General features: G+C 53.5%; 11 protein-coding genes. 10 read left to right on the forward strand and 1 reads right to left on the reverse strand.

Annotated elements, in window-relative coordinates:
* Window positions 1-891 carry a LysR family transcriptional regulator gene (locus C3432_RS12995; RefSeq protein WP_103777041.1) on the reverse strand — a complete coding sequence of 297 codons (891 nt, stop codon included), beginning with the start codon at window positions 889-891 and terminating at the stop codon, window positions 1-3.
* Between the two features lie 98 nt (window positions 892-989).
* Here C3432_RS12995 and C3432_RS13000 point away from each other — a divergent pair, with 98 nt between their 5' ends.
* The 10 genes from C3432_RS13000 (at window position 990) to C3432_RS13045 (ending at window position 13,798) form a co-directional block, all read left to right on the forward strand.
* The gene (locus C3432_RS13000) at window positions 990-1,592 is read left to right on the forward strand and encodes a short chain dehydrogenase (protein WP_103777042.1); all 603 of its coding nucleotides are present in this window, start codon (window positions 990-992) and stop codon (window positions 1,590-1,592) included.
* A gap of 317 nt (window positions 1,593-1,909) precedes the next feature.
* Window positions 1,910-2,887 (forward strand): glutarate dioxygenase GlaH, encoded by a 978-nt coding sequence (glaH, locus tag C3432_RS13005; protein ID WP_103777043.1) that lies wholly within the window; start codon window positions 1,910-1,912, stop codon window positions 2,885-2,887.
* Between the two features lie 19 nt (window positions 2,888-2,906).
* Window positions 2,907-4,175, forward strand: coding sequence for an L-2-hydroxyglutarate oxidase (gene lhgO / locus C3432_RS13010; RefSeq protein WP_103777044.1), 1,269 nt, complete (start codon window positions 2,907-2,909; stop codon window positions 4,173-4,175).
* Between the two features lie 136 nt (window positions 4,176-4,311).
* On the forward strand, window positions 4,312-5,760 hold the full coding sequence (gabD, locus tag C3432_RS13015; RefSeq protein WP_103777045.1) for an NADP-dependent succinate-semialdehyde dehydrogenase: 1,449 nt from the start codon (window positions 4,312-4,314) through the stop codon (window positions 5,758-5,760).
* Between the two features lie 25 nt (window positions 5,761-5,785).
* Window positions 5,786-7,069, forward strand: a complete 1,284-nt coding sequence (gene gabT, locus C3432_RS13020; RefSeq protein ID WP_103777046.1) for a 4-aminobutyrate--2-oxoglutarate transaminase — start codon at window positions 5,786-5,788, stop codon at window positions 7,067-7,069.
* Between the two features lie 152 nt (window positions 7,070-7,221).
* Window positions 7,222-8,622: a GABA permease gene (gene gabP / locus C3432_RS13025; protein WP_103777047.1), complete on the forward strand. Its 1,401-nt coding sequence runs from the start codon at window positions 7,222-7,224 to the stop codon at window positions 8,620-8,622.
* A gap of 45 nt (window positions 8,623-8,667) precedes the next feature.
* Window positions 8,668-9,348, forward strand: a complete 681-nt coding sequence (csiR, locus tag C3432_RS13030; protein WP_103777048.1) for a DNA-binding transcriptional regulator CsiR — start codon at window positions 8,668-8,670, stop codon at window positions 9,346-9,348.
* 281 nt (window positions 9,349-9,629) lie between these two features.
* Window positions 9,630-10,922, forward strand: coding sequence for a phosphopyruvate hydratase (gene eno / locus C3432_RS13035; protein WP_103777049.1), 1,293 nt, complete (start codon window positions 9,630-9,632; stop codon window positions 10,920-10,922).
* A gap of 133 nt (window positions 10,923-11,055) precedes the next feature.
* Window positions 11,056-12,372, forward strand: a complete 1,317-nt coding sequence (locus C3432_RS13040) for an MFS transporter (protein WP_103777050.1) — start codon at window positions 11,056-11,058, stop codon at window positions 12,370-12,372.
* 58 nt (window positions 12,373-12,430) lie between these two features.
* Window positions 12,431-13,798, forward strand: a complete 1,368-nt coding sequence (locus tag C3432_RS13045; protein ID WP_103777051.1) for a glycerate kinase type-2 family protein — start codon at window positions 12,431-12,433, stop codon at window positions 13,796-13,798.
* The last annotated feature ends 62 nt before the right edge of the window (window positions 13,799-13,860 follow it).

Raw genomic sequence — 13,860 nt, forward strand, 5'->3', positions numbered from 1 at the left:
TTATCTTAATCCCAGCATTCCGTTCATCAGATGTGCCACAAACTGCGTCAGTTTAGGCAGAGGACGTAAATCCTGCCGCCACAGCAGGTGAATCGGTCTCGGCTGCGGCGTGAATGCCTCCAGCACCCGCACCAGTTTGCCGCTGCTCAACGCCTCCGCCAGCAGAACCTCCGGTTGCAGCAATAATCCCGCCCCGGCTATCGCCGCCATCCGCAGACCATGCCCGTCATTACAGCGCAGGATCGCATCACGTTTCCACCTCACCTCGCCTTCCACTCCCGGCAGTTTCCACTCGTTCCGCGCCGTCCACACCGTATGCGATAAACACAGGTGTGAGGCAAGGTCGGCGGGCGTGCGGGGCATCCCGTGACGCGCGATATACTCAGGCGAGGCACAAATCACCATCCGGTAATCGCATAAATATCTGGCGACCACATCGGTAAGGCGAATGTCGCCAATGCGGATGGCAAGATCAACACCTTCGTCCACTAAATCCACCATCCGGTTGGTCAGATCCAGCTCAATACGCACCTCCGGCCAGGCCTGCAGAAAAGTCGCCGCCAGCGGTGAAATAACACAGGCGCCGAACGACGTTGGCGCGCTGACTCTCAGTGTTCCCGCCGGGGCAACGCGCAGCCGCTCAACGGCGCTTTCGGCTATTGAGACCTGCTCCAGCACGCGTCGCGCCTCTTCAAGGTAAACGCGTCCGGACTCAGTGAGGCTCTGGCGGCGGGTATTACGTTCCAGCAGACGTGTACCCAGCAGTGACTCCAGCAGCGCGATATATTTGCCGACCATCACCGCCGACATCTCCAGCCGCGCAGCCGCCCCGGTAAAACTGCCGCTCTCCGCAACGGCGATAAAGGTTTCCATTGCCCGCAGCTTATCCATATTACAAACCTCTGGTTAGTAATCATCTAACGTTATGCCAGTTTATCCCATTTCTGTTTTATTAAAGAATTGAGGCTCACCACATACAGGAGTCGGTCATGAAAATCATCATCATTGGTGCCAGCGGCACCGTCGGACGTGCTGTGGCAGAAGAACTTAGCCGCAAGCATGATGTCATCCGCGTGGGTCGCACTCAGGGCGACCACCGGGTGGATATCACCTCGCAAGAGAGCGTGCAGGCGCTGTTTGAAAAAACCGGTCAGGTGGATGCGATTGTTTCTGCCGCAGGCGGGGTGTTCTTTGGCCCGCTGTCCGATATGACGGATCGTGATTTTAACCAGGGTATACAGGACAAACTGTTAGGGCAAATTCGCCTGGCGCTTACCGGGCAGCACTACCTTAACGAAGGAGGGTCGATTACGCTTATCGGCGGCATCATCGCCCACGAGCCGATCGCTCAGGGGGCAAACGCCGCCGCGGTGAATGCCGGACTGGAAGGCTTTGTTCGCGCCGCGGCCTGTGAATTGCCACGGGGGATCCGAATCAATTTAATCAGCCCCACCGTACTGACTGAATCCGCAGAGGCCTTTGACGGTTTCTTCCCCGGCTTTGAAAGCGTGCCTGCGGCAACGGTCGCCCACGCTTATCGCCGCAGCGTGGAGGGCGTACAAACCGGGCGAGTCTACAAAATCGGCTACTAAGAAAAGCGCTTCCTCGCCTCTTGTGTCAGGAGTGAGAGGCGAGGAAGCACGTCTGCGCAATCGCGCTTGAACATTAACCCTCTTACCTTCTGCTTTAAAATCAGGGGTTTTGGCCCCTGAAACAACGTCCGGGCATCCCTGATTCGGTCCTGTCTCGCAGCACCATGATGTTAAATATTTGTTTGTTTTGATCACAAAAACAAAACAAACAAGCTTACTTTGTGTGCGTTTATCGAAAATGTAGATATTTTTAGATTATGGCTACGAAATGAGCATCGCCATGTCTCCCTGATAATCTACTGAGAGGATCGATTCTGATGAATGCACTGACCGCCGTAAAACCGAACGCAGATGATTTAGCCCGGAACTACACCGGCTTTACCCTCACGCCTTCGGCGCAATCCCCGCGCCTGCTGGAGCTCACCTTTTGCGCGGAAACGACAGCGCAATTCTTGCAGCAGGTGGCGCAGTGGCCGGTGCAGGCGCTGGAATACAAGTCCTTTCTGCGTTTCAGGGTCGGTAAAATCCTCGACGATCTGTGCGCCAGTCAGCTTCAACCGCTGTTGATTAAAACGTTGCTGGATCGCGCTGAGGGCGCGCTGCTGATCAACGCCGTGGGAATTGATGACGTGGCCCAGGCCGACGACATGGTCAAGCTGGCGACGGCGGTGGCTCATCTTATCGGACGTTCCAATTACGATGCGATGAGCGGGCAATATTATGCGCGTTTTGTGGTGAAAAATGTCGACAACTCAGACAGCTACCTGCGCCAGCCGCATCGTGTGATGGAGTTACATAACGATGGCACCTATGTCGAAGAGATCACCGATTATGTGCTGATGATGAAGATCGACGAGCAGAATATGACCGGTGGCAACTCGCTGCTGCTGCACCTTGACGACTGGGAGCATCTGGAGCAGTACTTCACCCATCCGCTGGCGCGTCGTTCCATGCGCTTTGCCGCACCGCCGAGCAAAAACGTCAGCCACGATGTGTACCATCCGGTGTTCGATGTCGACCAGCAGGGCCGCCCGGTCATGCGCTATATCGACCAGTTCGTACAGCCAAAAGATTTTGAAGAGGGCGTCTGGCTCAGCGATCTTTCCGATGCGCTGGAAACCAGCAAAAACATCCTTTCCGTTCCGGTTTCGGTGGGTAAATTCCTGCTCATCAACAACCTGTTCTGGCTGCACGGTCGCGATCGCTTTACCCCGCACCCGGACCTGCGCCGCGAGCTGATGCGCCAGCGCGGGTATTTCGCTTATTCCACCAGTCACTATCAAACGCACCAGTAAGCGCGAAGGAAATAAGCGGATGTATGACTTTGCGATCGTTGGCGGCGGCATCATCGGCATGTCGACCGCCATGCAATTGATTGAGGTTTATCCGGACGCCAGAATCGTCTTGCTGGAAAAAGAGTCCGGACCGGCCTGTCACCAGACAGGCCACAACAGCGGCGTGATCCATGCCGGGGTCTACTACACCCCCGGCAGTCTGAAAGCACAGTTTTGTCTGGCCGGAAATCGCGCCACCAAAACCTTTTGCGATCAAAACGGTATCCGCTACGACACCTGCGGGAAGATGCTGGTCGCCACATCGGAACAGGAAATGGCGCGGATGCGGGCGCTGTGGGATCGCACCGCCGCGAACGGCCTGGAGCGCGAGTGGCTCAGTGCGCAAGAACTCCGCGAGCGTGAGCCGAACATCACCGGGCTGGGCGGGATTTTCGTCCCCTCAAGCGGAATAGTCAGCTACCGTGAAGTGGCGGCAGCGATGGCGAAAATCTTTCAGTCCAGAGGCGGAAAGATTATCTACCACGCAGAAGTCAGCGGCCTGAAAGAGCACGCGACGGGCGTGGTGATCCACACGCGGCAGGGGCAGGAATTTGAAGCCTCCACGCTGATAAGTTGCTCCGGGCTGATGGCTGACAGACTGGTAAAAATGCTCGGCATCAAGCCCGGATTTATCATCTGCCCGTTCCGGGGAGAATATTTCCGCCTCGCGCCAGAGCATAATCAGATCGTCAACCATCTGATCTACCCGATACCCGATCCGGCAATGCCGTTTCTTGGCGTTCATCTCACCCGCATGATTGACGGCAGCGTCACGGTAGGGCCAAACGCGGTACTGGCCTTTAAACGTGAAGGTTACAGCAAACGCGACTTCTCTTTTACCGACACGCTGGAGATCCTCGGCTCTTCCGGTATCCGCCGGGTGCTGCAAAAAAATCTGCGTTCGGGCTTCAGTGAAATGAAAAACTCGCTGTGTAAAAGCGGCTACCTGCGGCTGGTGCAAAAGTACTGCCCCGGCCTGACGCAAAACGATCTGCAACCCTGGCCTGCGGGCGTGCGGGCGCAGGCGGTGTCACCGGACGGAAAGCTGATTGACGATTTTCTGTTCGTCACCACGCCGCGTTCAATTCACACCTGCAACGCCCCTTCCCCGGCCGCGACTTCCGCGATTCCCATCGGCGCGCATATCGTCAGCAAAGTACAGACATTGCTGGCAGAACAGAGTAATCCCGGACGCACGCTGCGTGCGGCACGTCGCGATGACTCATTACACGCCGCCTTTACTCGCTAGCCCCTGAATAATTCGGGTTGCAGGAAGGCGGTAAGCAGCCCCCCAGAGGCGAATCAGGGATGGGCCGGGTAACAAAGCCAACACGCCTGCAACCTGAAGTATGGCGGGGATAAACATCTTAAGACAGGAAGCAAGTATGCAACTTAACGATCCAACTTTGTTCCGTCAGCAGGCATTGATCGACGGACAGTGGCGTAATGCCAATAACGGCGAAGTGATTATCGTCACCAACCCCGCCAACGGCGAGCTGCTGGGCAACGTCCCCAAAATGGGCGCAGAGGAGACTCGCGAAGCCATTGATGCAGCCAGCCGCGCGCTGCCCGCCTGGCGTGCGCTCACCGCCAAAGAACGGGCGAATATTCTGCGCCGCTGGTTCAACCTGATGATGGAGCACCAGGACGATCTCGCCCGCCTGATGACGCTGGAACAGGGGAAACCGCTGGCGGAAGCGAAAGGCGAAATAATTTATGCCGCCTCGTTTATTGAATGGTTTGCCGAAGAGGGCAAGCGTATCTATGGCGACACCATTCCGGGCCACCAGGCCGACAAGCGGCTGATCGTCATCAAGCAGCCAATTGGCGTCACTGCCGCAATCACGCCGTGGAATTTTCCGTCGGCGATGATCACCCGCAAAGCCGGTCCGGCGCTGGCGGCAGGCTGCACAATGGTGCTCAAGCCCGCCAGCCAGACCCCCTACTCCGCGCTGGCGCTGGCGGAACTGGCTCTCCGCGCCGGGATACCCGCCGGCGTGTTCAGCGTCATCACCGGCTCTGCCGGAGCCGTCGGCAATGAACTAACCAACAACCCGCTGGTGCGCAAGCTGTCGTTCACCGGCTCAACGGAAATTGGTCGACTGCTGATGGCGCAGTGCGCCAAAGACATCAAAAAGGTATCGCTGGAGTTGGGCGGCAACGCGCCGTTTATCGTTTTTGACGATGCCGACCTCGATAAAGCCGTAGAGGGGGCGCTGGCATCGAAGTTTCGTAACGCCGGGCAGACCTGCGTCTGCGCCAATCGTCTGTACGTGCAGGATAGTGTGTATGACCGTTTCGCCGAAAAGCTTCAGCAGGCGGTGAACATGCTGCGTCCCGGCGACGGTCTGCAACCCGACGTCACCACCGGCCCGCTGATTGATGAGAAAGCGGTCGCCAAAGTTCAGGAACATATCGCCGATGCGCTGGAGAAAGGCGCCAGAGTGATTACCGGCGGCAAGGCGCATGAGCTGGGCGGTAATTTCTTCCAGCCCACCATTCTGGTGGACGTCCCCAACAACGCGAAGGTTGCCAAAGAAGAGACGTTTGGCCCGCTGGCTCCTCTGTTCCGCTTTAAGGACGAAGCCGACGTCATCAGGCAGGCCAACGATACCGAGTTCGGTCTGGCCGCCTATTTCTACGCCCGCGATTTAAGCCGCGTCTTTCGCGTCGGTGAAGCGCTGGAATACGGCATTGTCGGGATTAACACCGGAATTATCTCTAACGAAGTTGCCCCCTTCGGCGGGATTAAAGCCTCCGGCCTGGGCCGTGAGGGTTCCAGATATGGCATCGAAGATTACTTAGAAATCAAATATATGTGCATCGGCCTTTAATAAAAAAACGACTGGAGAACACCTGATGAGCACCAATAAAGAGTTAATGCAGCGCCGCAGCGACGCCGTTCCTCGTGGCGTAGGACAGATCCACCCTATTTTCGCCGACCGCGCTGAAAACTGCCGGGTCTGGGATGTGGAAGGCCGTGAGTTTCTCGATTTCGCCGGGGGTATCGCGGTGCTGAATACCGGACACCTGCATCCGCAGATCGTCTCTGCCGTGGAAGAACAGCTGAAAAAACTGTCGCATACCTGTTTTCAGGTACTGGCCTATGAGCCGTATCTGGAACTGTGCGAAATCATGAATAAAAAGGTGCCCGGCGATTTCGCCAAGAAAACCCTGCTGGTGACCACCGGCTCCGAAGCGGTGGAAAACGCGGTGAAAATCGCCCGTGCGGCCACCAGACGCAGCGGCACGATTGCGTTTAGCGGGGCATACCACGGTCGTACTCACTACACCCTGTCGCTGACCGGGAAAGTGAATCCGTATTCTGCTGGCATGGGGCTGATGCCGGGTCACGTTTATCGCGCGCTCTACCCCTGCGCCCTGCACGGCATCAGCGATGATGACGCCATCGCCAGTATTCAGCGTATCTTCAAAAACGATGCCGCCCCGGAAGACATCGCCGCCATCGTGATTGAACCGGTCCAGGGCGAAGGCGGTTTTTACGCCGCCTCGCCGGCCTTTATGCAGCGCCTGCGCTCACTCTGCGACGAACACGGGATTATGCTGATCGCCGATGAGGTGCAGAGTGGCGCTGGCCGCACCGGTACCCTGTTCGCCATGGAGCAGATGGGCGTTGCACCCGATCTTACCACCTTCGCCAAATCCATTGCCGGGGGCTTCCCGCTGGCGGGCGTGACCGGTCGCGCGGAAGTGATGGACGCCATCCCGCCGGGCGGACTGGGCGGCACCTACGCCGGAAATCCGATTGCCTGCGCCGCCGCGCTGGCGGTACTGAACATCTTCGAACAGGAAAACCTGCTGCAAAAAGCCAACGAGCTGGGGCAGACCCTGCGCGATGGCCTGCTGGCTATCGCGGAAACCCACCGCGAGATCGGCGATGTCCGCGGGCTGGGGGCGATGATTGCTATCGAACTGTTCGAAAACGGCGACCACAGTAAACCGGATGCAAAACTGACGGCTGAAATCGTCGCCCGCGCCCGCGACAAAGGGCTGATTCTGCTCTCCTGTGGGCCGTACTACAACGTACTGCGCATCCTCGTTCCACTCACTATAGAAGACGCGCAGATCCGTCAGGGGCTGGCGATCATCGCCCAATGTTTTGATGAGGCGAAGCAAGGTTAACACTGTATTCGACCAATAAAAAACGCCATCCACAGGCCGGATAAGGCGGAGCCGCCATCCGGCAGACAGGGTCAATAACAATAATACGCGTGCCCCGGCGCGGGAATGCCGGGGTGCTCTCCCAAGTGAAATACTTTCGAGAGGTTTAAAAGATGGGGCAACTGTCACAATCACATGATTTAGGGGGCGGGCTGAAATCACGCCACGTCACCATGCTGTCTATTGCCGGGGTTATCGGCGCAAGTTTGTTTGTGGGTTCAAGCGTGGCGATTGCAGAAGCCGGTCCCGCGGTATTACTGGCCTATCTGTTTGCCGGATTGCTGGTGGTGGTGATTATGCGGATGCTGGCCGAAATGGCCGTCGCCACGCCAGATACCGGTTCCTTTTCCACTTACGCAGATAAAGCCATTGGACGCTGGGCGGGATACACCATCGGCTGGCTGTACTGGTGGTTCTGGGTGCTGGTTATTCCGCTGGAGGCCAATATCGCCGCAATCATCCTGCACTCATGGGTGCCGGGCATACCGGTCTGGTTGTTCTCCCTGGTCATTACGCTGGCATTAACCGGCAGTAATTTGCTGAGCGTCAAAAACTACGGTGAATTTGAGTTCTGGCTGGCGCTGTGCAAAGTGATTGCCATTCTGGCGTTTATTATCCTGGGCGCAGCGGCGATTAGCGGTTTTTATCCGTATGCCGAGGTGAGCGGTATTTCACGACTGTGGGATTACGGTGGCTTTATGCCCAACGGTTTTGGCGCAGTGTTAAGCGCAATGCTGATCACCATGTTCTCGTTTATGGGGGCGGAGATTGTCACCATCGCGGCGGCGGAGTCCGACACCCCGGATAAACACATTGTGCGCGCCACCAACTCCGTCATCTGGCGCATCTCTGTTTTCTATTTGTGTTCAATTTTTGTGGTTGTCGCGCTCGTTCCCTGGAACATGCCTGGGCTGAAAGAAGTGGGTTCCTACCGCTCTGTGCTGGAACTGCTGCATATTCCCCATGCCAGACTGATCATGGACTGCGTGATCTTACTGTCGGTCACCAGTTGTCTGAACTCGGCGCTGTACACCGCCTCCCGAATGCTCTACTCCCTGAGCCGCCGCGGTGACGCCCCGGCGATCATGGGTAAAACCAACCGCAGCAAAACGCCGTACGTGGCCGTGCTGCTCTCTACCGGCGCCGCGTTTTTGACCGTTATCGTCAATTATTACGCCCCGGCAAAAGTGTTTAAATTCCTTATCGACAGCTCCGGCGCTATCGCCTTGCTGGTCTATCTGGTGATCGCCATATCCCAGCTGCGGATGCGCAAAATTCTGCTGGCAGAAGGTGGGGAGATCAAACTGAAGATGTGGCTCTACCCGTGGCTGACATGGCTGGTCATTGGCTTTATCAGCTTTGTGCTGATTGCCATGTTATTTCGTCCGGCGCAACGGTTAGAGGTTATTTCGACAGGAATATTGGGGCTGGGAATTATTTGTACCGTGCCAATTATGTCACGCTGGAAAAAGCTGCTATTGTGGCAAAAGACACCGTTGCAAAATACGCGTTAAACCTGTTCCCGGCACCGGCCGGGAAATCCGTTCAGGAGTAAGACCATGACCGCCATTTCCCAACCGACGGCCATAGATGGATACCGCTGGCTGAAGAACGACATTATTCGCGGTATTTATCAGCCTGATGAAAAGCTGCGTATGAGCCTGCTGACCTCTCGTTATGAGCTTGGCGTTGGGCCGCTGCGCGAGGCGCTTTCTCAACTGGTGGCGGAACGGCTGGTCACGGTGGTTAACCAGAAAGGGTATCGCGTAGCGCCAATGTCAGAGCAGGAGCTGCTCGATATTTTTGACGCCCGCGCCAACATGGAAGCGATGCTGGTGAGTCTGGCCATTGAGCGCGGCGACGATGCCTGGGAGGCGGAGATCCTCGCGCGGGCGCATATGCTCAGCAAGCTGGAAGCCGTTGACGCCAGCGAACATATGCTGGAGGAGTGGGATCAACGCCATCAGGCATTCCACACTGCCATTGTCGCCGGGTGCGGCTCAAAGTATCTGCTGCAAATGCGCGAACGCCTGTTCGACCTTGCGGCGCGCTACCGGTTTATCTGGCTACGTAAAACGGTGCTGTCAGTTGAAATGCTGGAAGATAAACACGATCAGCATCAGACGCTGACCGGGGCGATTCTGGCGCGCGACGCCGTCCGCGCCAGCGAACTCATGCGTCAGCACCTGCTAACGCCGATTCCCATTATTCAACAGGCCATGTCTTTACCTCAGGAATAGTCTGTTCGTTCCCTTTCTTCGTGCGATGAGCAACGGCGGTGAAACTCAATCACCTGTTGCCTGCGCCAAAAGCCCTCATTCGGCCCCAAAATTTCCCCATAAAAATCATATAATTAAAATCAATCAAGGCAATATTTAAAAAAATTATGCCAACCCGGTCACAAAAAACCCATTTGGCATATACCCGATTGTCGACAATCGATCAATAATCAACCCGCAATGATGCGGTAGACATACCGACATTTCTTTCTCTCCGTAGATCAAAAACCAGGAGTCGAGTTATGAGTTCAAATCAAATTACTGACATTAAAGCCAGGGAAATTATCGATTGTCGCGGCTGGCCCACTGTCCAGGTTGACGTGTATGTTGATGGCAAGTTGACGGGTAGAGCGGATGTGCCAGCCGGACGCTCGACAGGTATCCATGAAGCGTTCGTATTATTAGATGGGGACCAGAAACGCTATCGTGGTTTAGGGGTGCGCAAAGCTATTGCCAACATTGTCGGGGAAATTAAGAACGCTATCCTGGGCCTGAACGTCACCGAACAGCGGAAAATTGATCAGATGATGATCGACCTTGACGGTACGCCAAACAAACAACGTCTGGGGGCAAACGCCATTCTCGGCGTTTCGCTGGCCGTTGCTCGTGCCGGCGCATTTGCCTGTGATGTCCCACTTTATCGATACCTCAACCCTTTCGGTCACGTGCTTCCGGTTCCTTTAATGAACTGCCTGAACGGCGGGAAACTTACAGCAAACTATTTAGAAATTCAGGAGTTTATGGTACTGCCGGTGGGGGCGGAAAGTTATGCTCACGCCTTACAAATGACCACCGAAATCAATGAATGCCTGCGTGAACTGGTCATCGAGAAATATGGAATTCTCGCCACAAATACGGGTGACGAAGGCGGATTCGCGACACCAATGAAAGGGATCTGGGAACCCTTTGAATACATGCAGCGCGCAGTTGAAAAAGCGGGTTACAAGGTCGGTTTCGGCGAAGATATTGTTTACGGTATGGATTGCGCAGCAAGCCACTGGTATGACGCCAAATCCGGACTGTATACGCTCGACGATAAACAGTTCTGCCGTGATGAGCTGATTGATCTTTATAAACAAGTTGCAGCAGCCTATCCTCTTGGCTCGGTGGAAGATCCGATTGATGAAGAAGATTTTGAAGGTTTCATCAAGGTAACCCATGAGCTTCCACAAACACAGATTGTGGGTGACGACCTGTTTGTTACCAACGTCGATCGTCTGCGTCTCGGCGTTGAAAGCCAAGCCGCAAATGCCATGCTGTTCAAAGTGAACCAGATTGGTTCTCTCAGCCAGGCGATGGATGCCGCGGAGTTTGCCTATCGTTATAGCTACGGTGTTCAGGTTTCCGAACGCTCCGGTGAAACCGAAGATGGCCTGATTTCAGATTTGGTTGTTGCGTTAAATAGCGGACAAATCAAAACGGGTATGCCTATTCGCGGCGAGCGCACGTCGAAGCACAATCGTCTGTTACAAATTGAAGAAGAATTAGGAAGCTCTGCTGTTTATGCCGGACATAATTTCCGCCGTCCGCGTTAATAAAATTATTATTATCTGATTAACAAAATGAACGATAGTGGTTTTACCACTATCGTCCTTCTCCAGTACCCTACACAAGAACAGAATTATTATGTATCTGCTCTGAGTACCCATTAATACCGAGGTAATCGCTATGAGTAGCAGTATTGAAGGTGATTTTGGACATGCAGAAAGACTCGAAAGAGTCTATAAAAAAGTAATCTGGCGCTTAGTTCCATTTATTTTTATATGCTATATATTTGCCTACTTTTCAAGAATTAATGTCAGTTTCGCAAAACTTGAGATGTTAGCGGATATACAATTATCTGAAACAGCGTATGGCTTCGGTGCGGGAATATTTTTTATTGGTTATGTAATATTTGCCGTTCCGAGTAATATTGTTTTATCTAAAATTGGCGCCAGACGTTGGATCTGTATTCTCATGATATCCTGGGGCATTTTCTCAACATGTTTAATGTTTACCAGAACGCCGATGCAATTTTATGTATTACGGTTACTGACAGGTGTTGCTGAGGCCGGATTCTTCCCTGGCGTTGTCTATTACTTTACGCGCTGGTTCCCCAGCGAGCGCAGAGGCCGGGTAATCTCACTGTTTATGGCTGCCATTCCTTTGTCAGGCGTATTAGGTGGACCATTATCAGGTTTCATCATGGATACCTTTGGTAATCATCAGTTAAACCTGGCAGGATGGGAATGGTTATTTCTTTTATATGGGATCCCCACCATTTTATTAGGTTTCTCTGTTTTTTGGTTTATGCCGGATAACTACAGCTCATGTACCTTTCTGACCGCGGATGAAAAACAAGTCATTGCCATTGATTTACAAAAAGAAGATCAACGAAAAGACAGTGACTGTAAGAATAACTCTGTGCTTGGCTTCTTGTTGTCACCGATGGTCTGGTATTTCTGCCTTATTTATTTCTTTATCGAAATGGGGGAATACGCAATTGGCTTCTGGATGCCTTCAATCATCAAAAGCTCCGGTTTTGAAAGCTTAAGTCTCATCGGTGTACTGAGTGCAATTCCCTACCTTTTTGCCGGTATTGTTATGGTTTACGTCGGGCGCTCTGCCGATTTACATAAAGAGCGCAGATGGCATCTTGTTATTCCTATGCTGGTGGGCATGGTTGGGCTGCTGATTGCGGCGAAATTCGCCCATAGTCCGGTCATCGCAATGATCGGGCTGACGCTTTCCACGATTGGTGTCCTGACCTCTCTGCCAATGTTCTGGACAGTGCCAAGTGCGATGTTAGGTACCGCGGCGGCGGCCGGTGGGCTGGCCTTGATAAACTCCATTGGCAACCTTGCAGGATTTTGCAGCCCTTATCTTGTCGGCTGGATAAAAGACACCACGAATAACACAGATATCGCGCTATATATTCTGGCGGGTAGTGTATTCATTGGCGCACTTTTGATTCTGCGAATTCCTAAAAAATTACTGGCTCATTAATTCCATAGCAGCGTTTATTAATTAAAAAGTGACTCTATTGCACCACAAGAGGTAAAAAATGAAATATATTAAAAATCAGGACGAGCTGATTTCAGCTCGCCCCGAGGAGAAATTACGTCGCGATATAATTGATATTGCAGAAAATGTCCTTGATTATGTAAACCCAGGTTTAATTACCAGGAAAATTGTACAACTGAAAGATAATCAGTTAGTCATTGAGAATAAATCATACCCGCTTAATCCAGAAACCCGGATTTTTATTATTGGCGCGGGTAAAGCCACCTTCCCGGTAGCAAAAGCGCTGGAAGAAATACTGGGCGACAAAATTCATAAAGGTGCCGTGATATGCAAAAAAGGAGAACAGGGAACCCTCGACTATATTGCTCTTTATGAGGGGAATCACCCCGTCCCCGATGACTCGTCGCTGAAAGGCGCACAGGTGATTACCGCGCTTCTGACAGAAGTCCAGTCCGGAGACATTGTTATCGCCTGTATCTCCGGGGGTTCATCTTCCCTGCTGGTTTCCCCTGTCCCTGGGGTGAGCCTGGAAGACAAAGCCGCAACCAGTAGAATCCTGCTAACCTGTGGTGCGAATATTATTGAGATCAACTCGGTACGCAAGCACCTGAGTCTGCTGAAAGGAGGAAAGTTAATTAAGGCGCTGCCACCAGGTACTCACCTGATTAACCTGACCGTTTCTGACGTGATCGGCGATGCCCTTGATTACATCACCGATCCTTCCGTACCGGATACCTCAACGTTCGCTGACGCTCAAAGAACGCTGGACAAATATCATCTTTGGGACAAGTTGCCGCACTCTGTCGTGGAACATATTCGAAAAGCAGACCCACAATTTGAAACCATGCGCGAAAGCGATCTGGCTCATCTTGATCGGCAGGATATCGTTCTGCTTCCGGCCGATGCAGCCTGCCAGGGTGCTATCCTCGCCGCGAGCCAGGCCGGATACACGCCACTTTTACTCTCAAATTGTTTTGAAGGTGAAAGCAGCGCCCTGGGCCGCAACTTCGTGGCTATCGCAAAACAGATCCTGCAGGATGGGCATCCGGTATCCAGACCATGCTGTGTGATTGGCGGCGGGGAAACCACGGTATTCATCTCTGGTGGCTTTAAAGGTGAAGGCGGGCCTAACCAGGAATTTGCACTGAGTGCAGCCGCGGACATGCAGGGAATGAAAGGGGTTGTTGTACTTGGGCTGGATACTGATGGTACTGACGGACCCACGCCCTATGCGGGGGGGCTGGTTGATGGTTATACCTTTGAACGAGCCAGCCATAACCAATGCCTCCCGGCCGATTGCCTGAAAAATCATGATGTTTCACAAGCCCTGATTGCGGCTAAAGATATTGTGGTTTCGGGTAACACGGGAACAAATGTGAATGATTTAAAATTAATGCTAATTCAATAATGCATTGTTCGGGGTTCAGGAGGTTTGTTGAAAGGAACTTCCTGAATCCCCGGAGGAAAAAC

The organism is Citrobacter amalonaticus, from assembly GCF_002918555.1.
Classification (GTDB): Bacteria; Pseudomonadota; Gammaproteobacteria; order Enterobacterales; family Enterobacteriaceae; genus Citrobacter_C; species Citrobacter_C amalonaticus_A.

Excerpts from the sequence above, each read along its gene's own strand:
- C3432_RS13000 (WP_103777042.1), top strand. The coding sequence starts at position 990 with ATGAAAATCATCATCATTGGTGCCAGCGGCACCGTCGGACGTGCTGTG.
- C3432_RS13045 (WP_103777051.1), top strand. The coding sequence starts at position 12,431 with ATGAAATATATTAAAAATCAGGACGAGCTGATTTCAGCTCGCCCCGAG.
- gabT (WP_103777046.1), top strand. The coding sequence starts at position 5,786 with ATGAGCACCAATAAAGAGTTAATGCAGCGCCGCAGCGACGCCGTTCCT.
- C3432_RS13040 (WP_103777050.1), top strand. The coding sequence starts at position 11,056 with ATGAGTAGCAGTATTGAAGGTGATTTTGGACATGCAGAAAGACTCGAA.
- gabP (WP_103777047.1), top strand. The coding sequence starts at position 7,222 with ATGGGGCAACTGTCACAATCACATGATTTAGGGGGCGGGCTGAAATCA.
- lhgO (WP_103777044.1), top strand. The coding sequence starts at position 2,907 with ATGTATGACTTTGCGATCGTTGGCGGCGGCATCATCGGCATGTCGACC.
- eno (WP_103777049.1), top strand. The coding sequence starts at position 9,630 with ATGAGTTCAAATCAAATTACTGACATTAAAGCCAGGGAAATTATCGAT.
- C3432_RS12995 (WP_103777041.1), bottom strand. The coding sequence starts at position 891 with ATGGATAAGCTGCGGGCAATGGAAACCTTTATCGCCGTTGCGGAGAGC.
- gabD (WP_103777045.1), top strand. The coding sequence starts at position 4,312 with ATGCAACTTAACGATCCAACTTTGTTCCGTCAGCAGGCATTGATCGAC.
- glaH (WP_103777043.1), top strand. The coding sequence starts at position 1,910 with ATGAATGCACTGACCGCCGTAAAACCGAACGCAGATGATTTAGCCCGG.
- csiR (WP_103777048.1), top strand. The coding sequence starts at position 8,668 with ATGACCGCCATTTCCCAACCGACGGCCATAGATGGATACCGCTGGCTG.